The following is a 22,261-nucleotide window of genomic DNA, read 5'->3' as shown; positions in this document are numbered from 1 at the left end:
TGTATTTCTCAGGATATTAAGTAACTGTTTTTTTGTATATTTATGTACGCTAGCCAATTATAATTAACTGTAGATGTCAAATCCGTATAAACTAGTCATTCGGGAGTGGGCAGAGGCCGACCGTCCGAGAGAGAAGCTATTGAGCCAGGGGCGTAGGGCGCTTACAGATGCCGAATTATTGGCTATCCTGATCGGTTCTGGTTCCAAAAATGAAAGTGCTGTCGAATTATGCCGACGCATATTGGCTGATGTCAAAAATAACCTGCACACGCTTTCGATGATGGAGGTCTCGGAACTGAGCCTATATAAAGGGATAGGCGAAGCAAAAGCCATTGCTATACTTGCGGCATTGGAGCTCGCCCGCCGCAAAAACGATCTGCCCGCAGAAGAACGTAAGCTCGTAAATAGCAGCCGCTTCGTTTACAACTTTATGAAACCCATACTTCAGGATCTGCCCCATGAAGAGTTTTGGACCCTTTATCTCAATACAGGGTATAAAATATTAGACAAACAATTGATCGGACGCGGTGGTAATGATTTTACGCCGGTCGATGTCCGGATAATATTACGATCTGCACTTAGCCTTAAAGCACATGCAATTATATTAGTTCATAATCACCCCTCGGGCACCTTGTATCCAAGCAATGCTGACAAAATTCTGACGCAAAAAATTGTTGAAGCCTCTAAAATTATGGATATTAGAGTTGCCGATCATTTAATCTTTACCGATAACGGATATTATAGTTTTAAAGATGAAGGTATAATCGACTAGTTACAGCAATTCTTAGTATGAACAAAAACAGTATTGATAGATTCACAGACAGGGTTGTCGATTACGAGAAATTTAGACCTTGCTATCCAAAAGAGATTATTCAGGTGCTTAAAGAACAGATAGGGCTGGATAAAAAGTGGCTGGTTGCCGATATCGGTAGCGGGACAGGGCTATCTACCCAACTTTTTCTGGAAAATGGAAATGACGTCTTTGCCGTTGAACCCAATCGGGAAATGCGTGAATCTTTAGTGCATCATTTTAAAACCCATCGGAATTTAATCGCGCTGAATGCCACCGCCGAAAATACATCCATTGAGTCTGGCTGTGTCGATCTTATTTTTGCCGGGCAATCTTTTCATTGGTTTGACCGGGACGCATGTAAAAAGGAGTTCGCTCGCATACTCACCGAAAATGGACATATTGTGTTGGTCTGGAACCAACGTGATCCCGACGACGCTTTTCAACAGGAGTACGAAGATTTTCTGCTCAGTCATATACCAAGTTATCAATCGGTCAGTCACAAAAATATCAGTGATGATGATCTCAAGCAATTTTTTGGAACCCGTTCAATGACCAAGGTGACCTTACCAAATCAACAGATATTGGACCTTCGGTCGTTTTTGGGAAGAGTACGTTCATCATCCTATTTTCCCAAAGAGCAGGCTGAAAACAAAACACTCTATGACGATCTCCGTACACTTTTCGATAAGTACGCCATCTCTGAGCGTATCGTATTTAAGTATATAACCGAAATTTATATCAGTTAACTAAGAAATAGGAATTTGCAAAGCTTCTTTCGTTGCATTTTTTCTCTTCCAGTCGAAAACTCTTCGTATAGGTGAAGAATGAAACGGGAAGATTAAGATGAATAACGTTAGGATTAACCCGATAATAAATAGCCCGGAGTAGGCATCGCGTAAGGATAGCAGCGAGGCTTGGACTTGGACCGATTTCATTATATTTCCTCTTTGTAGCACCAAGCTATTTGTTCGATCGATTATACCAGCAAGATTATTGGCATTAAGGATCTGTAGGTGGTAATACCAATTGGTAATGATGTTTGACCAGACTACAGGTACCAAAAATGAACGTGTAAGAATCAAAAATACTAAGCCAGAGAGGTAATATTTGCTGGGAATATTACCGGCCATATATACACCTATTCCAATGTAGGAAGTGATCACGCCCATTCCTCTTAATGTCAAAGGGAGATAGAACAATGCCGTGTTTGTTTGTTGGTCGATAATCCTTGCAAAGAAAAAGCAAGATAGGGCATAACATGCTGCGGAGAATGCCAAAATGAACTTGCATTTTTTTGTTATTTTGAAATATATATAAGCGATTACTGCGCCGATCATGTAACCAGGAATTACATAGGTATTTATTTCGGCGACTTCCAAGGGGTTTGTACCAAGCGTAATTCCCAAAAGGGAAGCGTACAGCGAGGTCGAGCTATAAAAAATGCCGAAAATAAAAATTGTTCCAATGGAGATAGGCAGAATCCGTGTTGAAAAGGCTTCAAAATTTAAGAGTGATTTTCGGATTAGTGCACTTCTATTTATAAAAAGTATAAAAAAACAGAGTGATGCAATCCCGGTGACCAAAATAAATTTGGAATGAAACCAATTTTGTGTCAGACCATATGTGCTGAAATAAGCAAAATTCAATAGGGAAATACAAAGTAAAATACTTCCAAACCAGTCATATTGATACAGCGGGACCTTTTTAAAATCTGACGATTTCATAAAGATAATGCAGATTAACAACGCTATCGCCAGTAATATATTTTGAAATAGAAAGACAGTTTCCCAATAGAAATGTGTTGCAAATAGAACAGATACATAGCTTGCCAATGCCGGAATAATCATTGTCATCGGGTAGTAGACCGCATATAATTGATAGCGTTCCCCACGGGGCATGAGGAAAGGGATCATTTCCCCAATGATGGCCATTGTGACGATAATTTTGGCACTCCCGATAAAAAATGTGGCCATGCAGATATTTACACCATTATTAGCATGTTCCAAAATCGTGTTGGAAGCGAGGATAATGAAGATGGAAACGATTAATATCGTCTTTTTGGAAAATAATTTCAACAACCTAAATACCAGCGGTATGGCACATACCATTCCCGCATAATAACAATATGTAGCCATACTGAGATCTGCGGTGATACCGGCATATCCATTCATGACATAAGTGTTGATAGACGTTGGGATGCCATTATTGAAGGAAAATAAAATATTGAGTACAAATAGAAAGAATAATTCCCACCCTGAACTCAACCAATCTCTGAATATACGATCTTTCATGATTATTTAATACGTATGATAGCATTCATACCTACGCGAAGCATGGCGAGATCTTTTGGGGTATTGGATGCTGTAAAATTAATTCGAACCGGAATGCGCTGTTGTACCTTAACAAAGTTCCCCGTAGAATTGTCAACCGGAACAGCGGAATACTTAGACCCTGTTGCTTCGGATATCGCGGCTACTTCACCTTCAAATGTCTTCCCGGCCAATGCATCAATTTCAATGTTGACTTTTGCCCCGAGAGCAATATTTTTTAGTTGACTTTCGGTATAATTTGCGGTAATCCATTTCTGCTCATCACGGACAATATTGACCAATGGCGTGCCGTTTTGTACCAATTGGCCCTCTTCTATTGTCCGTCGTCCCAATACACCGTCGTAAGGCGCAGTGATTACCGTATACGAAAGGTTTAATTTGGCCAGATCTATCGCTGATTCGGCCTTTAGTAACGCGGCATCATTGACCGACAGCTTCTGTTCAGACTCATGTGTGTTCAGTTTGGATACACGCTCTTGCGCCAAAAGTGCCTTATATTTGGCCAACATGGCCTCGTAATCTGCTTTTACCTGATCGAATTGATATTGCGTTACTGCTTCATCTTTCACTAGACTCTCGTAACGCTTATAATTCAATTCCATATTGTCCAGCCGGGCTTTCATCTCGTCAATATTGGCATTTGCTATCGCAGCACTATTATCAGCAATAGCAATTCCAGATCGCGATATTGTTTTACTAGCTTTGGCATCGGCAAGAGTGGCTTGTGCATTTTTTAATAAAATGCTGTACTCCGCATCATCAATAATGACGAGTGTATCGCCTTTGTGTACTTTTTGATGCTCATCGAATCGAATGGTTTTAATATAACCGCTGATGCGCGAATTTATAGGGGTAATATGGGCATCTACTTGGGCGTCGTCTGTATAAACAGATTCGTTGATGTGGAAAAAGACCAAGATACCCCATATCATTGTAATACCAATGACGACTGCAGATAGGATGTTGATAATCCATATTTTCCGCCTTCGTTTTATTTCTTTATCACTTAATGTTGAATTACTCATGACTCAATTACTTTTCTTCTTTTTTATGGAAATCAAGGTTCCCGATACTATTGCTGCTCAATAATTGCGGTCAATTTTTCGAGAGTTTCTGTAATTTCCAATATTTTTTTTTCTGATATCTCCTGCAGGATCACACGGTAGAGGTCTTGCTGGACAGGGTCTAATAACGTCCTATATTCGTCTCCCTTTACCGTTAATTCGATTAGATTATTTCGCCTGTCATTGGGATCGCTGACACGCCTAACCAGATCACGTTTACAAAGGTTATCAATCAGCGGAGTGACACTTGCTTTGTTCTTTTGTATCGCTGTGGCTATATCTTGCTGATTCATTTGTTCCTTTTTCCACAGTGCTGCCAATACTTGCAACATTTCGTAGGTGATATCCAATTGCTGTTCCTTTATTTTCTGGATATAGTATTGTTTTAAGCTCGTTCGCAAAGCAATGATACTATCCACCAAGGGTTTTACTGGATTCATGAATTCGTTTTTCATAGCACAAAGTTAAACATAAAACAGTTAAATATCAAACTAATTTGCTTTAGTTAAAAATGTGTTAAAGATGAATGCTTTAGCGAGAGATGGCATTTTATTTGGGAGTACTTAAACGAAAGGAAAAAAAGATATGTTAGGAGTTGAATTAATCTTCTTTAGACGTTGCCTACTGCCACTGCTGATTATAGGAGGCGGGATAAGTGTTGTAAGGGCACAGCAGATGCATGCTTTTAATAACTTAGAAACCGATTATCATTTTGTATATCGGTGGGTAGATCCATTCTTCCCTTTAAGCCCTCAGGTCGATGTGATGAGCTTAGACGTTGCACCTATCGATAAAGAGCCCGTGCAGCAGGAGAAAATAAAAACGTCCACGGGAAAACAACGTTTTATGGGCAGGGTGAGTGAGCGCGTATATGAAGGTTCGGAGGTAATTGCCAGCCCAGGAGAATCGGTTGAAAATATAACTTACAGCTCCGCTAATTCAACCACTCGGTATCGTGTTGCAATTGATCGTCGGATTAATGAGCACTACCATGGAAAGCCTGTATTTATTGATGCGAAGGGAGTAAAATATATAATTGATTCGAAATTTAAAAAGCAAGTTGTCGAATAATTCCTTCATCAAGTTAAAAATGTGTTAAAAATCTTTTTTCAGGTAATTAAATCGAAATATGGCATTTGTATTGTACTTTTATTTACAATTATTTAAATAACAATTGAGTTATGAATGCAATAAATCGTTTCAAAAAAATCACAGCTGCATTAGCTCTGATCGCTGCATTTGGATTGGGACAATCCTATGCACAAACGGCTCCTAAAAAAATGGAAAAGGAAGCCAAAAAGTCTGAACAAAAAGCAAAAGAAGTAAAGACTAAAGCCAACGAGGCCGAAACGAAAACAGCGCCCGTGAAAGCTACAGCGAAGAAGGACGCTGCAGTCAAAGAGAAGAAGGAAGCTGCAGTGAAGGAAAAGTCAACGCAGGCGAAAAAGATGGCTGATACAAAAGCAGTGCCAGCAGCACCAGTGGAAGCGAAGGAAAAAGCCGTGAAAAAAGAAAGCGCTAAAGCTGAAAAAAAAGCCACTGCTGTTAAAAAGGATGCCGTAGCTACAGCCGATAAAGCAACAAGTGAAAAATATAATGGACATACAGTTTATCTCGGTCCAAAAGGTGGTAAATATTATATCAACGGAAATGGTAACAAAACGTACATTTCTGACAAAAAATAAAGAGCAGCTGAAAACGAATTATATCAAAAAAGGGGACATCGATCGATATCCCCTTTTTTGATTTCAATAGTTTAGCGTAGCAAATTCATTAAATAGCTTTTGTCGAGATAAAAGACATCTAAACTTCCGCCGTCATCCAGAATACTGTTGCTAATCTCCTTTTTATGTTGCTGTAAGGTCTGAATTTTATCTTCCACCGTGTTAGGGCTGATTAATCGAACAGCAGTGACCGTCTTTTGTTGCCCCATGCGATAGATCCTGTCGATCGCCTGTTGTTCAACAGCAGGATTCCACCAGGGGTCTACTAGGTACACAACATCCGCTGCGGTAAGATTAAGCCCCGTACCACCCGCTTTTAGACTAACCAGAAAAACGGGGATATCCTTGTCGGATTGAAAATCACTAACCAACTGACCTCGATTTTTGGATTGACCCGTGAGCATCAACGCGCGAATACCCTGTTTATCCAAAGCCTCTTTAATCAGGTTGAGCATACTGACAAACTGTGAAAACACGATCATTTTGTGCTGGTCTTTTTTATGCTGAATCTGCTCGATAAGCATTTCGATTTTGGCAGAGTCTGCAGCGGTAGTCAGATCTTCATTTTGGAGAAGTTTGCTTGAATTACATATCTGACGCAATTTTGTTAGACCTTTTAGTACATGCATGGGGCTTTTCTTGATTTCATCGCCATCTTTGGCAGAGATAAAATCCCGAAATTCCTTTTCATAAAGATCATAAATTCGCCGTTGGGCAGTTTTCATATCACAGTAAAGGACCAGTTCATTTTTTGCAGGAAGATCACGTAATACATCCTGTTTTGTTCTACGGAGAATGAAAGGCTTTATTTTCTCTTTCAGCATTTTTTTTCTCTTGCGGTCATGGAAAGCATCAATAGGAGTCGTATAGACATCTTTGAAATATTTTTTGCTTCCTAGTAGACCCGGCACAATAAAGGAAAGCTGAGCATAAAGATCCATCGTATTATTCTCGATAGGAGTTCCTGTTAAGATAATGCGATTTCTTGATTTTAATAAATTTACCGTTTTGTATCGCTGGGAATCCGGGTTTTTGATTTGCTGCGATTCGTCCAATATGACATAATTGAAGGTTATTTTTTTTAGCGTATTGATATCCGTCAGCAGGTTGTGATAAGAAATTAAAACAAGGTCATATTGTTCAAACTGCATCCCTTTTTCTATTCTATTTGGACCATCTAAAACCAACGTTTGGAAAGATGGAAGAAATTGTTGTATTTCATGCCGCCAATTAAAAATTAAGGTCGTGGGAAGTACAAGTAATGTTGGTGCAGATTGTCCCTTTGCTTTTTGAGTAGCCAGAAAGGCTAATATTTGGATCGTTTTGCCAAGTCCCATGTCATCGGCAAGACAGCCGCCAAAATTAAGCCCATCCAAGAAATGCAGCCATTGTAGTCCTTGTTGCTGATAAGGGCGTAAGTTTCCGACAAAAGTTGGTGGTACCTGGACCTCGGATAGCGAAGAAAAATTAGCGAGCTGCTTTCTCAACGTGCTGAGCTCCGCCAACACGATAGGGTCTAACTCAGCCTGATCAAATAATAGATCGATCTCATTGAATTTGTATTTTGGAATTTCAATGAAATCATCAGCTATCGATTCGGCAGCGTTAAAATAGGCCTCAAATTTATCGAGCCACTGTTGCGGTAAAATGCCCTGGGTGCCATCATCCAAGGTGATGAATTGCGAGCGGTTCCGTACAGCCTTTTCAAGTTTTTTTAGAGAGACACTTTTGGGGCCAAATGTCACCTTTATATTGGCATTGAACCAATTTTGTCCACTGAGGACCTCCACATGAATTTTTCCTTTAAAACGACTTAATTTATTTCCACGTATCGCATTAAATCCAATGATCTGTATACCCTGATGCTGCCACTCCTCAAAAGCATCCAGAAACCAGTTACTGTCCAGAAAGTATTTGCGGTGCAAATAAAAATGCTGAAAGCTTCCCTCATCCATTTGCTCCTGAAAATAGGGATGCTGCTTCAGTAACAGGGAAATAACTTTTGTTTCAGCTTCACGTTTCCGATCGACCAAAAATTGTGTACCCTTGCTGTCTGTGCCGAATATATTCCGCTTGCTTAAAATAGGAATTTCGACCTCACCATAACGCATGACTGGAATAAGGTTGACAAAATCTTCCGATTCCTCCAGAAACAAAAGGGGCTGCATGTCCTGATAATATAGATTTTCCTTTAACTGTGGCTTGCTTGCTTTTGGAATGTCTTTAAAATTCAACTCCACAGAATGTGCTATCTGTTCCAAAAACAACCTATTGAACTCTTCGAACTTACGTTGATAGATCAACAATTGCTCACCCTTGTTGCCGAATAAACGGATCAACTTGAGGTGAAGCTTATTTTCAATCAAAAAAAGCTGATTTTTGAGGAGAATGAAATGGTCCAGAAGAACAACTAAATCCTGTAAACTGTAGGCGATGGTGTGGATATGAATTTCTCCCTGAATGGCATAAAATGCGTCTTTTTTTGTAATAAAGAGCTTAATATCACCTTTGCTTAGGCTAAATTGTACCGGCGATAAGGTAGAGGCTGTTATATTGTCGGATTTCTCATAGTCATGTAGATAAAAATCGAGGTGTAGCGGATTTTTTGCAATCGCCTTCAGGCTGGAACTGATTTCGATATCCTGTTGCACAGCTTGAGAAAATTGGTAAACAGCTGTGTAAAATTGCATTTCCTCAATCGAGCTGCTTTGCCAGATATGAGACTGACTCTCGCTAGAAGAAATCGGATTTTTTGGTACGCCGGATTTCGTCATCGGCGATTGACACAGGAGTATTTGTAGATTTTTGTAATACCGGTTGCGCGTTAACACCACAAAATGATGTTGCTTTTTGACAGCCGTCTTGATTTTCGGAGCAAGAGATTCCTCCACAAGATCAAAGTCATCGATAGAGGTTAGCTGTTTGTCTTTTAACAGAAACTCCAGCTTCCCCGCTTTGATCTGCGCAGAAAAATAGTTTTCCAAAGAGGATTCATTTTCTAGCCCATATTGAATGGCAACTTTTTTTAGGAGATGCTGATAGCGGATGTGATCAAAAAAAGCCAGCCAGTTTTCCTGAGTAAACAGTTTGCTTAAAACAGCTTTTTGATGCCGGCAGAATGCTGTTTCCGGACAGTTACAAAATACAGCAGTTGTGGGAGCTGTATAGATGATCATGACCTCAAAGTGGGTGTAATTTTCCATTACTTGAAAAGTAGCCTGATTCACCTCCATTTCCATCGCATTGACCTGAAAATGGGCCAATGTCAGGTCCATCCAAGGAAAATAAGAATAACGGTTTACCCTTCTGAAGTCGATATTGGTCAATATGTGCTGATGGAATTCCATGTTACTAGCTTAAAAATTAAAACTCATTCCGCCATAATAATTACGTAAAGGGGCAGGATTGAAATATCGGCCTCCAAAAGCATTGATGTCGTTTCCAAGACTATATTTTTCATTGAGTAGATTGTCGGCCCCAACAAAAAATCTGATTTTATGCCGTGAACAGACAGATTTGCTCCAGGATAATTTGCCTTGTAAAAGATGATACCGTTTGGCATAAACAGTGTTTGCGTCGTCCAGTGGTATTGCTGCTGTTAAATTGGAAAGAAGATCCAACTGGAATTCATACGGGAAAAGTATATTCAACGAATTTACCCATACCGTTTTAGGAACTGCAGGAAGTTTGTTGTCCTTATAGTTTTTGTCGCCTACCTGATAGGTTTTGAAACGATAGTCATTGAAGGAAAAATTACTGGCGAGTTGTAAGCTCCGAATAATACCGCTTGTCTGGGGTGTAATCAAATAAGTTAATATTGATGCTTCCACTCCCTTTTGGTTTATTTTACCTGCATTTTGAAAATATTCAGCTCCTGTATCTCGTATCTGGCGGATAATAGCATTGTTCATTTGGTAAGTGTAAGCTGCTGCATCTACTATAATCCGTCTATTCCACAAATGCCAGCGTATCCCCAGCTCATGATTTGTCCCCGTTTCTGGTTTCAGCATCGTGTTGACCATATTGTCTGAGGAGCGCACTTCTGCAACTGTTGGTGCAGAGAAACCTTTAGAAATCGACGCTCTAAGCGCAATTGTAGGTGTGACCAAGTAGGATAGTGCAGCTCTTGGCATCCATGTACTCCCGAAATCAATATGTTCTTTGTTTTCTTGGGTAAGAGGATAGCGCTGTTGATAGGCTATTTTATTTCCATTCAATCCGAGCGACAGCTCTACCTGGAGCCGTTCTAGCCACTCCAGTTGGGTGCGTGCAAAAAATGATTGCTGACTGTTTTCCAATTTGTCTTTGGCCTGAGGATCGGTAGCGATTCCTTTGTCATTGTCATAATTATCGATAGCATACCAGCCTTTTTGAGCCTCTAAGCCCAGTTGGACTTCGTATTTTAGGGCCTTGCTCAGTAAATCTGTGTAGGATAAATACAAGCGTGTTCCCAGATTTTTCTCATCCCTTTTTTCATAATTGGTGATGAAAGGATTTCTGATCTGATTGGATGAGCCGAATACACTGGCAAACAAAGTCATCTTAGAACTGAGATGCGTCTGGTTGCTCAGTCCACCAAAGAATGTTTTATCGTAGATTGCTGCTTTTTGTTCAGCAGCACCAGGATTTGGTCCGCCCTTAGGCCGGGCCTGCCTGCGGTCGCTCTCCATTTGTGCTGCGGTGAGTCCTCCCGGAGTTTGGTAACCGAGATCCGAATAGAAACCGGTGAATTTTAATTCGGATGTTTTTGCATATTGCCAATTGTAATTGAGCTGAATATTCTTTTTATTTAAGGCTGAATTCTGGCGATAACCGTCACTTCTCGTCCAACTCTGATTGATGGCAAGTTGTTGAGTCGTGCTGACGGGTAAGATTGCATTGAGCTGTTCTTGGAAAAGACCGTAGGAACCTCCCGTTAATTGGAGGTTGACTTCAGGTTGGGCAGATCGATCAAATCCTTTACTATAAAAGGAAAGCACTCCGCCTGAATTGGCCCCATAGATCGATCCATCTGGGCCTTTCAATATATTAATTTGCTCTATTGCGTAGGGATCGATCAAGTTAAGGTAGGTGTTCCCACCTGCGTCAGTAAGTGGAAAGTCGTCCAAATAGATTTTGACATTGCGAACGCCAAAGGGGGAACGGATCATACTTCCACGGAGTGCAAGCCGGTAACTTCCAGGAGAACGCTCTTCCATGCGTAACCCCGGTACCCTGTTCATTGCTGAAACCAAGGAGGGCGATTGTTGGGATTGGATCGCTTGGCCGCTTAACACAGCCGCAGAAGATGTCAATCGCAAGAGCGGTTGTTTATTGAAGTAGGCTTTAACTTCGACTTGTTCTAGCCGATTAGTCGTAGTATCCACTTCCTGCGCATATAATTTGCTACATAAACCAAGGGTAGCAAGTAGGTAATATCTTTTCATCATTAGGGTTTGGTCGGCTTAGTCTGCAAATTCCTGACTGAAATAAATTTCAAAAATCTGCTTTTTCTTATCGTATTTTAAGCATTGAAAATTCGCATATACGGAACTGGTCGGTACACAAAGACTGTTGGCCATGGCATCTTTTGAGACTTTTTTGTTCAGACAGCCCTGCTGCAAATCAAAGTTTTTGTTCGTCGAAATATCGGTCACCTCAAAGGAATTGTCGTCAATCAGGTAATTTGAACTGTTTAAACGAATATATTCCTCTTGATAAATCAGTTCGGAAGCAATGAGATAATCGAGCGATCCAAAGCTGGAGTAACAGTCCGTGTTTTGGAGCGTATTGACAACTTTTAATTCTTTATATAAGGTGTTGAATGTATTGCTCTTAAAATTGAATAGGATGATTTCGATGCGATGATTATCTTTGTTGTACACGATATAGCCAAGGTCATCGGCACCATTTTCAAAGATATTTCCTTTAGAGATTGCTAAAACAGCTAAGTTAGGATGCCCAAGAAAATAATCCTTCTGGTCCGCACTTAGTGTTGTCGTTAACTTCTGATGAAGTTTATCGAAGAGACCGGCATCATTCATTTTCATTAACTGCTGCGCTTGTTCCTTTATTCTGTCTGCAAAACGCGGACTATCGTAGCTCGACGTATCCGGAGGGAGTAGTGAGGAGACAGGAAGGGCTACTTGTTCTTTCTTTTGGTCTTCGCTTTTCGTTGTTGCTGTTGGAGTTGTTGGCGTCTTTGTCTGATGACAGGAAACAAGACCTGATAATAATACAATGTATAGAAAAAAGGTTTTTAAATTCATGATGAAATATCGTCAATGTCTATTCAGTCACTCTTCGTGAAGAGAAAGAGCAACAACATCGGCTAATTTAGTCATTTTATGGCAAACAAAGCTGTGGCAACCTGGAATTAGAAAGCTTCATTCAGCCCCAAAAAGAAACCACGGGAACCATATTTTCCAAAGGCATAGTCCAAACATAGATTTGTGCGTGTTGCTTTGTTAAAGAGTACCCTTAATCCGGCACCACCACCTGGTTGCCACCTTTCAAAAAGTTTGGTGCCCAGTTCGTCGCTGGCAGTCTGTAGATTAAAAAAAGCAGCTCCGCTCAAAAAGCGATTCTTTAAAATTGGGAAGCGGTATTCTGTTTCGGCATAACCGAAAGAAATTCCTTTAAAATAACCAATGGTATAACCGCGGCCGCTTCTGACGGCTACGTCCCTTCCCGTTCCTGGAAGATCAAAATAGGGAAGTGTACCGCCAAGTTTATAGGAACCCCAATACCAGAAGGCGAGTACATGAGCCGGGTCGGACTGAGATAGACTAAAGTACTTTCGAAAGTCGGTGGTAAGCTGTACTGCGCTTTTGCTACTCCCTAGCAAAGTGGTGTTCCATCGCACACCGATATCCGAATAGATTCCCTTGTAAGGCCTGTTAGGATTGTCTCGGGTCATATACTGCATATTGAGCAATAGGCCATTGGAATTGTAACTGTCGGGCTCGAAGCCATGTTTTTCGGTGTAGATGGTATTGGGCGTAACGTTGCCATTAGGGCCACTGCTGGTTATTTTGCGTCTTAAGTCGAACGCCAGTCCGGCTCCAACAAATAGCCCATCAGCGATACGTTTGTAGACTTTTTCGTTAAATGTAAAGGCATTGTACTTGGCGCCATACTTTTTATGCTCAGGATTTGCAAGTATCTCTTCATCTGCATTGGTCCATTTTCCATGGGGAGTCATGCCCAAGCCCGCGTCTAAAGCAACCATCTTGACGAGTGCAAAAGCACCCTGAAAATTCAGCTTGTTGTTTGGCGTAAATACATTGTGGCTGATATAGAAAACCATAATATTTTTTGTCGTAATCGAGGCGGATGTCGCAGCGATCGACATGGTAGTCGTTTTCGGGTCACCAAGTACTTTTCCGGCGACTGCCTTGATTCCAATCTGGCCACCAATGGTTGGGTTGTAGGCAATATTGGGCATTAAGGTGATGGGGGAACGTTTACTTGCGTGTTCCTTTTTTCGTTTGGGATGTATTATTCTTCCGATGAGATCGGATATATCATATTGACTGGCCAAGGCAGAGTCACGCTGATGTTTATACTGTGCAACAGAGTCTGTTTTTGCATCAGTTTGGGCAGCAAGTAGCGTAGGGATTGAAATTAAAAGCATTCCTAAAAAAGCATATCGGAAGAAATCGTTATAACGTAAAAGTCGATGCATACATTCGGGCTTATCTTAAAACTAAACGTAAAAAAAAATAAAATGTTTTCTCAGGCACTCGGAGTCTGCCTTTTTTGTTTTTTGAACAAATGCAAATCCAGTATTGTGTTGAAGAAGTTTATTTTTCTTGCGAAGCTGGAGAATTAAACTTGCAAATCACAGCAAATTTATCTTAGTTTGATTATTTAAACTAGGATATGATAGGACGCACTATATTGAATTACGGATTGACGTTGCTTTTATTGACAGGGGCTGCTCATGCACAAGAATTGTATACCCCAAGGAATATTCAGCAAGCGATCGCAAAGGGGACCCGTACCACAACGGGCATACCGGGTAAAAACTATTGGCAGAATTTTGGGAAGTATGATGTGCGGGTGCAATTGGATCCGGCCACAAAGATGGTGAGCGGAACAGAAACTATTCTGTACACAAACCATAGTCCCGATACATTGAATCGCTTGGCTATCCGATTTGTCAACAATGTGCACAAACCCAATGCGGTACGTGCGGCATACGCTTCGGACGATTACCTGACTTCGGGTCTAAAGATTAAATCGTTTAAACTGAATGGTCAAGTTTACGACGTAAATAGTAAGGACTGGGGAACAGTGAAGTTAGGCGATTTTGGGCAGAAAATCCTTCCAGGAAGTACTGCAACATTGGACATTAGCTGGGAATACCCTTTATCTGTAGAAAGTGACCGTGAAGGACTGCTGAATGCGTCTACCTTTTATTGTGCTTACGCTTATCCGCGTGTGTCTGTATACGACGATTACAATGGCTGGGATCTTTTGGAACATAATGGCCGGCAAGAATTCTATAATGGTTTCAACGATTATCAATTTGAGATATCCGTTCCGAAGAACTTTGTTGTCTGGGCGACAGGTGAATTGACAAATGCAGCTGATGTACTTCAGAAGCCTATTTTGGACCGTTTCGAGAAATCAAAAGTTAGCGATACCCCAATACATATTGCGACAGATGCCGAAATGAAAACGGGGAAAGTGACAGCACAAGAAGCTTGGAATACCTGGAAATTCAAAGCAAGCTACGTACCTGATTTTTGTTTCAGTGTGAGTGACAATTATATCTGGGATGGCGGGAGTGTAGATCTGGGAAGCAAGCGCGTGAGTGTCCAATCCAGCTACGTCGCCGGAACGCCAGATTTTGAACAATATATTGGCTGGCAACAATACTGCATTGACTGGTTTTCTAAAAATTGGCCTGGTGTCACCTATCCGTATCCAACCATGACGGCCGTTCAGGGATTTGCAGATATGGAATATCCAATGATGATCAATGATTCGAGTGTCCCAGATAATCTTGTTGATGCACGACAAACGGCAGACCATGAAATTGCACATACCTATTTCCCTTTTTATATGGGTATCAATGAAACCCGATACGGTTATATGGATGAAGGCTGGGCTACTGCATTGGAATTCTGGATTGGAAATGCGGAGATTGGTGCCGAAAAAAACAAAGAGCTTTTCAAAGATGCCCGCGTAAAGCGCTATATTTTTGACCCTTCTACAGAAGAAGATCAACCCTTAATTACCATGACCTCCCAGTTAAGTGGTTTAGGGTACGGCAACAATGCTTACATCAAGGCTGCATTGTCCTATATTGCATTACGGGATTACCTAGGCGATGAACTGTTTAAAAAAGCATTACACCACTATATGGAGTTATGGCATGGAAAGCATCCTACGCCTTGGGACTTCTTTTACAGCATCAATGCCGGAGCTGGACAGAATTTAAACTGGTATTGGAAAAATTGGTATTTCACCAATAATTACATCGACCTTAAAGTAAATGGTTTTAAACAACTTGCCGGTAAAAACACACTTACGATCACCAATGTAGGCGGATTTGCAATTCCGTTTGATGTGTTGATTACCTATGCGGATGGATCGGTGGAGACAAAACACCAAACTCCGGCAATTTGGCAACACAATGAAAAACAGGCTAGCGTGACTTGGAGTTCGACCAAAAAGGTGAAAAATATTACTTTGGACGGTGGTATTTTTATGGATTACACAGCCAAAGACAACAGCTGGAACGTTGTAAAATAATCCGATTGATCGTGTCAGCCTTTATGTTTTGAGAAGGTTGACACGATTGATGACTGAATTCTGTTGTAGTCTGCGGATAAATAGCCACGACTACAGCTGATCGATGCTTCGAAATGTCAGATTAATTCGTGCGCTAAAAGCCTTTTTTGTTGGTGGAAGCCGATGCAGCCAATACGTTTGTGTAAAACCTTTCATCACCAATAAACTTCCATGACCCAAGATGAGGTCTATTTTTTCTTTGCTCGTTTTGTGTTTAAAGGCAAACTTTCGTTCAGCACCAAAGCTTAAAGAAGCAATTGCTCCATTTTTTTTGAGGTCTTTTTCACCGTCACTGTGCCAGGCCATTCCCTCGTCACCATTGTGATAAAGATTCAACAGGCAGGAATTATAAGTTTCCTGTGTTTGTTCTTCGGCAATCTTTTTCAGCTCAAGAAGTTCCTTTGTCCAGGGAAGCGCCCTTTTAGTGGTGTTGGAATAGCTATATTCGAAAGCTTGGTCGCCATACCAGGCCACTTTTCGTTTGGTGACGATTTCATTTCCAAAAATAATAGCACGGTCATTTACCCATTCGATCGAGTCCATGAGGATGTCAAAATAGTGGTTTGCTTCCTGCGGAGGTAGTATTTTACCATAATAATTGACAGTCCCATCGTAAGGGAGTAGATTTCTATTGCCATCGAAGAGATTGTCGAAAAGTTCCATGTTATCGTATTGTATGTGTTTACTAAATAGCGGTATGCAAAGTCTCCCATCCGATCATCGCTGTTTTCCGCATCGGATCCCATCGGTAGCCACCAAATATTCCGCTGTTTTGTATCACACGATGACAGGGGATAAGGTATGCAATCGGATTGCTTCCGACAGCTGTGCCGACAGCGCGGGAGGCCTTGGGGTTTCCAATTTGAGAAGCGATAGCACCGTAGGTGCTTAAGTTGCCCATAGGGATTTTTAATAAGGCTTCCCAGACTTTCAGTTGAAAATCAGTGCCTTTTAAATGCAATTTTACCTGACGTATATCTTTGTCTTGGGGATTTAATGCTTTGAGTGCATTCTCGTGCATGCTATTTCCCTGTTGTAGATATGTTGCGTTCGGAAATCGTTGCTGCAGGGAGTCAAGAGCTGTTAAATCGTCATCGACATAGGCAATATGACAAATACCTTTTGGGGTGGATGCAATTAGCATTCTACCGAATAAGCTCTGATAATATGCGTAGGAAATCAATAGATTGGAGCCTTCATTTTTATATTCAGCGGGAGTCATTCCCTCAATATTGATAAATAGCTCATGAAGTCTACTGCTGCTGGAAAGGCCAAGCTGAAATGTTGTTTCAGCAATGTTATTGTCTCTGAGCAATGATTTTGCATGATTTATACTCACATACTGTAAGAATTTCTTAGGGCTTGTACCTGCCCATGCGGTAAACATGCGTTGAAAATGAGCTTCACTCATGTAAACATGAGAAGCGATCTGACCCAATGTAGGCTGCGTCTTAAAGTTTTCCTGTAAGAAATGTATGGCCTTGGCGATACGTTGAAAATCTACTTCTTGTTGAATAGTCATGATTGTTCATTTAATTTATACAAAGTTGCTAATAAGAAGAAGTCTTTAAAATCCGATTTATGCTAAATTAAATGTGCGACTAAGAAGATTTGTCCGAATGACCCAGGGACTTTTCCGGTGCAACTAAATCACGGATCAGCTGTTTGAGTTCCTTAATCTCTGGAAATCGCCCGGCTCTTTTTCGGTCGAAGATCTCCTGATTCGCTACGCGTATTGTATAGCGGCCTGCAATTTCGCTGGGGACCAGCATAACGCCATGGATCTCATCCGTGAACGAACTCAGCACCTCCTGTGCCATATAGGCGGCGCGCAGCATCCAATTGCATTTTGGACAATATTCAATTTCAATAACGGGTTTTGTTTCCATGAGTCAAGTTAAGGTACATTCTTTTGTTTCAAACAAATTTATTGATCCTGCTGTTGCAATCAAAACCATTTTTGTCATAGAAATTTCGAGATTATTTCCCACTCGGGCGGGTACTGTATAAAAACGGTCAATGGAATGGGCTGGTCGTGTTGGATATCCCGATAGGTATGCTGGAGGCTTAACCGATTTTCAAAGAAGTCATCGTCAGCGATCCAGCCACTGAATTGTCGTTGAAGAGAAACAGCTCGTCATTCTTCTCCTGTAGACCTAAGGTATAGATTAAAGGGAGGTAATGTTCAGGCGTTGGAATTGCCAAGTCAAACTCTTTGCCCTGTTTTCTAAAATCTATGAGCGCCTGATGGTTGCCGTTCTGAATGAATTGCTTCATTTTTTCGTTGGCTATAGTAGCCCACTCATACGCATAGCCTGCCGTATCGAGTTTGTCCCAGGCGACCATCCGTAAGTTGTGCACCATATTGCCACTCCCTATAATGAGCACCCCTTTTTTTCTTAGCGTGTTTAATTGCTGTGCAATCTCATAATGGTATGCTGCTGGCTGTGTGTAATCGATGCTCATTTGAATAATGGGAACGTCTGCATTAGGGTATAGATGTTTGACTACAGACCATGATCCATGGTCCAGCCCCCATTTGTCGTCGAGATGAACGTCTGTTTTGCTGACAATACGCTGTGTTTCTAAAGCGAGCGCCGGGCTGCCTGGAGCCGGGTATTGGACATCAAATAATGCCTGAGGAAAGCCGCCAAAGTCATGAATGGTGGCGGGATGCTCCATCGCTGTGACAAATGTTCCACGTGTTTCCCAGTGTGCAGAAACAACAAGAATAGCCTTCGGTTTCTCGAAAGTCTGACCTATTTTTTTGAATCCCTGTACAAATTCATTGTCTTCGATAGCGTTCATGGGACTTCCATGGCCTAGAAATAGAACCGGATATTTGTCGGTTGCTTCGAGTTCCCCAGAAAATTTATATAAAGAGTTTGCTTTGTGTGCTACTCCAGCTAATGGTAATGTTGCCATAATTTTAATAAAATCCTTTCTACGCATTTGATATGATGTGACTGCGTCAATTTTTATTACAAAGGTAGGGGATGGGCCTGGCTAGGCGGTACCATTATCCTGTCAATCTGTTGTACTATTCGGAAATAAGTTTTTGGATTTCATTTCTAAATTCCGAAGGTGTCATGCCGGCTTTCTTTTTAAAGACATTGGTAAAGTAGGCTTTATCTTGGTAACCGAGTTCAAAACCAATTTCCGAGATCGTTTTAGTCGTTGTCAACAAGAGGTTTTTTGCTTCAATAAGTTTCCGTGTTTCAATAATTTCGGAAACGCTTTGTTGTAAAATGCTCTGACAAATTAAATTTAAGTTTCGTGCAGACATAAAAAGCTTCTCTGCGTAAAAATTAACGCCTTCGGGACGATGATAATTCTCTTCCAGTATGGAAAGAAAGCTTGTGAAGGTTGTACTCTGATTTTTTAATTGTTGTTGGCTGTCTGGAAATTGTCTTTTCCGTTCAGATTCAATCATGGTAAAGATGGTGCTCAATAGCTGCTTGATAACGGCATAATCTACGCTCGTTTGTAAGCATTCCTGCTGCATCAGTTCACATAAGATCGTCAATCTGCCGAAGCAGTTGGGGCTGGCAAAGGTCAATGTCGCATTTTCATGAAAATGGGCGTAGAGCTGGAAAGTCGTTTCGGGGATAAATTCACTTTTAAATCGAATGACCCAAAATTCAATGTTATTATTATGCAGAAGAGGTTTGACGCGGTGGGTTTTGCCCTGAGTGACAAAACTTATAAATGGAGCGGTGTAAGTTTTTGTTTTAAAATCGATAAAATGTTCGAGCTTTCCTGCCACACCAATAATCAGCTCTTCGAAATCATGTTGATGTATTTCGTTTTTGGATTGTTGTATGCGCAGTGCCTCATCGGCATCAACTTTATAGATTTTGAAAAGTCCGTTCAAAATAAGGAAGATTTTAATTTGCTATTTACGAATATACGGTTTCAATTACATATTGTTTGTCAAAGACCATTTGGCTTTTCATATTGATATTTTGCTTGTTTCAGTGGCAGTTTTGACAAAAGGGGAGGCCTGTTGTTACCCCACTTAGGCTCAAATTGTATACTGATTGATAACTAACACCAATATAACACCATTTTAACAGGGGGTTTATAGGGGTTGTACCCCTGCTAACCCCCTGTTAACCCCCTGTTATCTCCCTGTTATCTCCCTGTAATACCCCTATTAATTATTAACAAAAGTTGAACGAAATTGGTAATAGATACAGTGCGAAGCCTGCCTCCATACTATATATGATGACCAGCGTTCTTTGAATGGCCCAATCTGGCAGCTGGATCAGCCTTTTTTCGCCTCCCTCTGCACCTGCCGCTACCAAAAACCAAAAAGAATCTCGCACCGTTACAGGCAGTTAAGGGAAAAATGAAAATAATAAGAACAAAAGGCTTGGAAGTTTGTGTTTAAACTCCCTATCTTTGCACCACTCCGCAAGGGAGGCACGGTTGCTTCGAAAGAAGGAATCATGAAAAAAGAAGGGTTTAAGAGAGTTTGACAGGATTTAAAATCCCGCTGAGTTTATTTTAAACGCGGAAATCGAAGAAAGAGAAAAGAAAAAAAACTTGAAAAAGTTTTTGGAAGTTCAGAAAAGATTTCTACCTTTGCAGTCCCAACGGAAACGGAGGAAAAACAAAAAAAAAGATAAAGAGAGGCGCAATGCCTATCGGAATATAGCGGATACGGAAGTTGAAGCGGCAAAAGTTCTTTAAGAAAACACAATCATGTAAGCGTGACGAGTAGACAGACGAAAGTCGAAAGTCATGAACAAATTCAAGAATTAGTTCAATTCGATCCAAGATCAGAGATATAAAAAAAGAATTCTGATTATGTAAATAGTTGGAATCAAAAACTTCATTTTACAATGGAGAGTTTGATCCTGGCTCAGGATGAACGCTAGCGGCAGGCCTAATACATGCAAGTCGGACGGGATCCGGTGGTAGCTTGCTACCATTGGTGAGAGTGGCGCACGGGTGCGTAACGCGTGAGCAACCTACCTCTATCAGGGGGATAGCCTCTCGAAAGAGAGATTAACACCGCATAACATCAACAGTTCGCATGTTCAGTTGATTAAATATTTATAGGATAGAGATGGGCTCGCGTGACATTAGCTAGTTGGTAGGGTAACGGCTTACCAAGGCGACGATGTCTAGGGGCTCTGAGAGGAGAATCCCCCACACTGGTACTGAGACACGGACCAGACTCCTACGGGAGGCAGCAGTAAGGAATATTGGTCAATGGGCGGAAGCCTGAACCAGCCATGCCGCGTGCAGGATGACTGCCCTATGGGTTGTAAACTGCTTTTGTCCAGGAATAAACCTATCTACGTGTAGATAGCTGAATGTACTGGAAGAATAAGGATCGGCTAACTCCGTGCCAGCAGCCGCGGTAATACGGAGGATCCGAGCGTTATCCGGATTTATTGGGTTTAAAGGGTGCGTAGGCGGCCTATTAAGTCAGGGGTGAAATACGGTGGCTCAACCATCGCAGTGCCTTTGATACTGATGGGCTTGAATCCATTTGAAGTGGGCGGAATAAGACAAGTAGCGGTGAAATGCATAGATATGTCTTAGAACTCCGATTGCGAAGGCAGCTCACTAAGCTGGTATTGACGCTGATGCACGAAAGCGTGGGGATCGAACAGGATTAGATACCCTGGTAGTCCACGCCCTAAACGATGATAACTCGATGTTGGCGATAGACAGCCAGCGTCCCAGCGAAAGCGTTAAGTTATCCACCTGGGGAGTACGCCCGCAAGGGTGAAACTCAAAGGAATTGACGGGGGCCCGCACAAGCGGAGGAGCATGTGGTTTAATTCGATGATACGCGAGGAACCTTACCCGGGCTTGAAAGTTAGTGAAGAGTGCAGAGACGCACTCGTCCTTCGGGACACGAAACTAGGTGCTGCATGGCTGTCGTCAGCTCGTGCCGTGAGGTGTTGGGTTAAGTCCCGCAACGAGCGCAACCCCTATGTTTAGTTGCCAGCATGTAATGGTGGGGACTCTAAACAGACTGCCTGTGCAAACAGAGAGGAAGGTGGGGACGACGTCAAGTCATCATGGCCCTTACGTCCGGGGCTACACACGTGCTACAATGGATGGTACAGCGGGCAGCTACATAGCAATATGATGCTAATCTCTAAAAGCCATTCACAGTTCGGATTGGGGTCTGCAACTCGACCCCATGAAGTTGGATTCGCTAGTAATCGCGTATCAGCAATGACGCGGTGAATACGTTCCCGGGCCTTGTACACACCGCCCGTCAAGCCATGAAAGTTGGGGGTACCTAAAGCATGTTACCGCGAGGAGCGTGTTAGGGTAAAACCGATAATTGGGGCTAAGTCGTAACAAGGTAGCCGTACCGGAAGGTGCGGCTGGAATACCTCCTTTCTAGAGTATCGAAGATCGGTGCTCGTCACGTTACATATGATTGACAAGAAGAAAACATCAGAAGAAAGTGCCCGCCCCGCAAGGAGCAGGACCGAGAGAAAGAGATGAACAAGATAAGCTAGTCCCGTAGCTCAGTTGGTTAGAGCACTACACTGATAATGTAGGGGTCAGCAGTTCAAATCTGCTCGGGACTAC

The 22,261-nt window shown here is 41.7% G+C and carries 17 protein-coding genes, 1 tRNA gene and 1 rRNA gene; 7 read left to right on the top strand and 12 right to left on the bottom strand.

What is annotated here, in order from left to right; all coding sequences use genetic code 11:
• Positions 1-73: 73 nt before the first annotated feature.
• Together radC and AB1Z56_RS15555 are read left to right on the top strand one after the other, a co-directional pair.
• Entirely contained in the window at positions 74-772 is a 699-nt protein-coding gene (gene radC, locus AB1Z56_RS15560) for a RadC family protein (protein ID WP_313268803.1), read from the top strand.
• Positions 773-789: 17 nt separating this feature from the next.
• Positions 790-1,539, top strand: coding sequence for a class I SAM-dependent methyltransferase (locus tag AB1Z56_RS15555; RefSeq protein ID WP_426789601.1), 750 nt, complete (start codon positions 790-792; stop codon positions 1,537-1,539).
• On the opposite strand, the gene AB1Z56_RS15550 is transcribed toward AB1Z56_RS15555, so the two are convergent.
• From AB1Z56_RS15550 to AB1Z56_RS15540, 3 genes are read right to left on the bottom strand one after another with little or no spacing between them, the layout of a single operon-like run.
• Positions 1,540-3,084 (bottom strand): MFS transporter, encoded by a 1,545-nt coding sequence (locus AB1Z56_RS15550; RefSeq protein WP_426789600.1) that lies wholly within the window; start codon positions 3,082-3,084, stop codon positions 1,540-1,542.
• Between the two features lie 2 nt (positions 3,085-3,086).
• Entirely contained in the window at positions 3,087-4,148 is a 1,062-nt protein-coding gene (locus AB1Z56_RS15545; protein ID WP_313268807.1) for an HlyD family secretion protein, read from the bottom strand.
• 47 nt (positions 4,149-4,195) lie between these two features.
• Positions 4,196-4,642: a MarR family winged helix-turn-helix transcriptional regulator gene (locus AB1Z56_RS15540; RefSeq protein WP_426789599.1), complete on the bottom strand. Its 447-nt coding sequence runs from the start codon at positions 4,640-4,642 to the stop codon at positions 4,196-4,198.
• Positions 4,643-4,772: 130 nt separating this feature from the next.
• Here AB1Z56_RS15540 and AB1Z56_RS15535 point away from each other — a divergent pair, with 130 nt between their 5' ends.
• On the top strand, positions 4,773-5,258 hold the full coding sequence (locus tag AB1Z56_RS15535; protein ID WP_313268811.1) for a hypothetical protein: 486 nt from the start codon (positions 4,773-4,775) through the stop codon (positions 5,256-5,258).
• 110 nt (positions 5,259-5,368) lie between these two features.
• Positions 5,369-5,872 carry a hypothetical protein gene (locus AB1Z56_RS15530; protein ID WP_426789598.1) on the top strand — a complete coding sequence of 168 codons (504 nt, stop codon included), beginning with the start codon at positions 5,369-5,371 and terminating at the stop codon, positions 5,870-5,872.
• 71 nt (positions 5,873-5,943) lie between these two features.
• Here the strand turns inward: AB1Z56_RS15530 and AB1Z56_RS15525 are convergent, their stop codons facing one another.
• The 4 genes from AB1Z56_RS15525 to AB1Z56_RS15510 all read right to left on the bottom strand — a co-directional run bounded on the left by AB1Z56_RS15525 (position 5,944) and on the right by AB1Z56_RS15510 (position 13,577).
• Entirely contained in the window at positions 5,944-9,258 is a 3,315-nt protein-coding gene (locus AB1Z56_RS15525) for a DEAD/DEAH box helicase (RefSeq protein WP_426789597.1), read from the bottom strand.
• Positions 9,259-9,267: 9 nt separating this feature from the next.
• Entirely contained in the window at positions 9,268-11,340 is a 2,073-nt protein-coding gene (locus tag AB1Z56_RS15520; RefSeq protein ID WP_426789596.1) for a TonB-dependent receptor, read from the bottom strand.
• Positions 11,341-11,355: 15 nt separating this feature from the next.
• On the bottom strand, positions 11,356-12,159 hold the full coding sequence (locus AB1Z56_RS15515) for a hypothetical protein (protein WP_426789595.1): 804 nt from the start codon (positions 12,157-12,159) through the stop codon (positions 11,356-11,358).
• A gap of 107 nt (positions 12,160-12,266) precedes the next feature.
• The gene (locus tag AB1Z56_RS15510) at positions 12,267-13,577 is read right to left on the bottom strand and encodes a BamA/TamA family outer membrane protein (RefSeq protein WP_313268820.1); all 1,311 of its coding nucleotides are present in this window, start codon (positions 13,575-13,577) and stop codon (positions 12,267-12,269) included.
• A 197-nt stretch (positions 13,578-13,774) separates the two neighbouring features.
• Here AB1Z56_RS15510 and AB1Z56_RS15505 point away from each other — a divergent pair, with 197 nt between their 5' ends.
• Positions 13,775-15,655, top strand: coding sequence for a M1 family metallopeptidase (locus tag AB1Z56_RS15505; RefSeq protein ID WP_426789594.1), 1,881 nt, complete (start codon positions 13,775-13,777; stop codon positions 15,653-15,655).
• A gap of 90 nt (positions 15,656-15,745) precedes the next feature.
• Here AB1Z56_RS15505 and AB1Z56_RS15500 read toward each other — a convergent pair whose 3' ends face one another.
• The 5 genes from AB1Z56_RS15500 to AB1Z56_RS15480 all read right to left on the bottom strand — a co-directional run bounded on the left by AB1Z56_RS15500 (position 15,746) and on the right by AB1Z56_RS15480 (position 19,568).
• Complete coding sequence (locus AB1Z56_RS15500) at positions 15,746-16,357, bottom strand: alpha-ketoglutarate-dependent dioxygenase AlkB family protein (RefSeq protein WP_313268824.1); 612 nt, start codon at positions 16,355-16,357, stop codon at positions 15,746-15,748.
• Positions 16,358-16,379: 22 nt separating this feature from the next.
• The gene (locus AB1Z56_RS15495; RefSeq protein WP_309364139.1) at positions 16,380-17,216 is read right to left on the bottom strand and encodes a bifunctional transcriptional activator/DNA repair enzyme AdaA; all 837 of its coding nucleotides are present in this window, start codon (positions 17,214-17,216) and stop codon (positions 16,380-16,382) included.
• Between the two features lie 79 nt (positions 17,217-17,295).
• Positions 17,296-17,583, bottom strand: a complete 288-nt coding sequence (locus AB1Z56_RS15490) for a SelT/SelW/SelH family protein (protein WP_426789593.1) — start codon at positions 17,581-17,583, stop codon at positions 17,296-17,298.
• 178 nt (positions 17,584-17,761) lie between these two features.
• Positions 17,762-18,619, bottom strand: coding sequence for a 4,5-DOPA dioxygenase extradiol (gene ygiD / locus AB1Z56_RS15485; protein WP_426789592.1), 858 nt, complete (start codon positions 18,617-18,619; stop codon positions 17,762-17,764).
• A 115-nt stretch (positions 18,620-18,734) separates the two neighbouring features.
• Positions 18,735-19,568 (bottom strand): helix-turn-helix transcriptional regulator, encoded by an 834-nt coding sequence (locus AB1Z56_RS15480; protein WP_313268829.1) that lies wholly within the window; start codon positions 19,566-19,568, stop codon positions 18,735-18,737.
• Between the two features lie 970 nt (positions 19,569-20,538).
• On the opposite strand from AB1Z56_RS15480, the gene AB1Z56_RS15475 reads away from it, so the two are divergent.
• Both AB1Z56_RS15475 and AB1Z56_RS15470 read left to right on the top strand, forming a co-directional pair.
• Positions 20,539-22,066 (top strand): 16S ribosomal RNA (locus AB1Z56_RS15475).
• 120 nt (positions 22,067-22,186) lie between these two features.
• Positions 22,187-22,260 (top strand) — tRNA-Ile (locus AB1Z56_RS15470).
• Position 22,261: the final 1 nt, after the last annotated feature.

It is taken from the genome of Sphingobacterium sp. WOUb80, from assembly GCF_050058145.1.
In the GTDB taxonomy this organism is placed as follows: Bacteria; Bacteroidota; Bacteroidia; order Sphingobacteriales; family Sphingobacteriaceae; genus Sphingobacterium.
The sequence above is the reverse complement of the archived record's forward strand: the minus strand, read 5'-3'. Positions and strand labels throughout refer to the sequence as shown.

Coding starts and splice junctions, on each gene's coding strand:
- radC (WP_313268803.1), top strand. CDS start 74: ATGTCAAATCCGTATAAACTAGTCATTCGGGAGTGGGCAGAGGCCGAC.
- AB1Z56_RS15555 (WP_426789601.1), top strand. CDS start 790: ATGAACAAAAACAGTATTGATAGATTCACAGACAGGGTTGTCGATTAC.
- AB1Z56_RS15550 (WP_426789600.1), bottom strand. CDS start 3,084: ATGAAAGATCGTATATTCAGAGATTGGTTGAGTTCAGGGTGGGAATTA.
- AB1Z56_RS15545 (WP_313268807.1), bottom strand. CDS start 4,148: ATGAGTAATTCAACATTAAGTGATAAAGAAATAAAACGAAGGCGGAAA.
- AB1Z56_RS15540 (WP_426789599.1), bottom strand. CDS start 4,642: ATGAAAAACGAATTCATGAATCCAGTAAAACCCTTGGTGGATAGTATC.
- AB1Z56_RS15535 (WP_313268811.1), top strand. CDS start 4,773: ATGTTAGGAGTTGAATTAATCTTCTTTAGACGTTGCCTACTGCCACTG.
- AB1Z56_RS15530 (WP_426789598.1), top strand. CDS start 5,369: ATGAATGCAATAAATCGTTTCAAAAAAATCACAGCTGCATTAGCTCTG.
- AB1Z56_RS15525 (WP_426789597.1), bottom strand. CDS start 9,258: ATGGAATTCCATCAGCACATATTGACCAATATCGACTTCAGAAGGGTA.
- AB1Z56_RS15520 (WP_426789596.1), bottom strand. CDS start 11,340: ATGATGAAAAGATATTACCTACTTGCTACCCTTGGTTTATGTAGCAAA.
- AB1Z56_RS15515 (WP_426789595.1), bottom strand. CDS start 12,159: ATGAATTTAAAAACCTTTTTTCTATACATTGTATTATTATCAGGTCTT.
- AB1Z56_RS15510 (WP_313268820.1), bottom strand. CDS start 13,577: ATGCATCGACTTTTACGTTATAACGATTTCTTCCGATATGCTTTTTTA.
- AB1Z56_RS15505 (WP_426789594.1), top strand. CDS start 13,775: ATGATAGGACGCACTATATTGAATTACGGATTGACGTTGCTTTTATTG.
- AB1Z56_RS15500 (WP_313268824.1), bottom strand. CDS start 16,357: ATGGAACTTTTCGACAATCTCTTCGATGGCAATAGAAATCTACTCCCT.
- AB1Z56_RS15495 (WP_309364139.1), bottom strand. CDS start 17,216: ATGACTATTCAACAAGAAGTAGATTTTCAACGTATCGCCAAGGCCATA.
- AB1Z56_RS15490 (WP_426789593.1), bottom strand. CDS start 17,583: ATGGAAACAAAACCCGTTATTGAAATTGAATATTGTCCAAAATGCAAT.
- ygiD (WP_426789592.1), bottom strand. CDS start 18,619: ATGGCAACATTACCATTAGCTGGAGTAGCACACAAAGCAAACTCTTTA.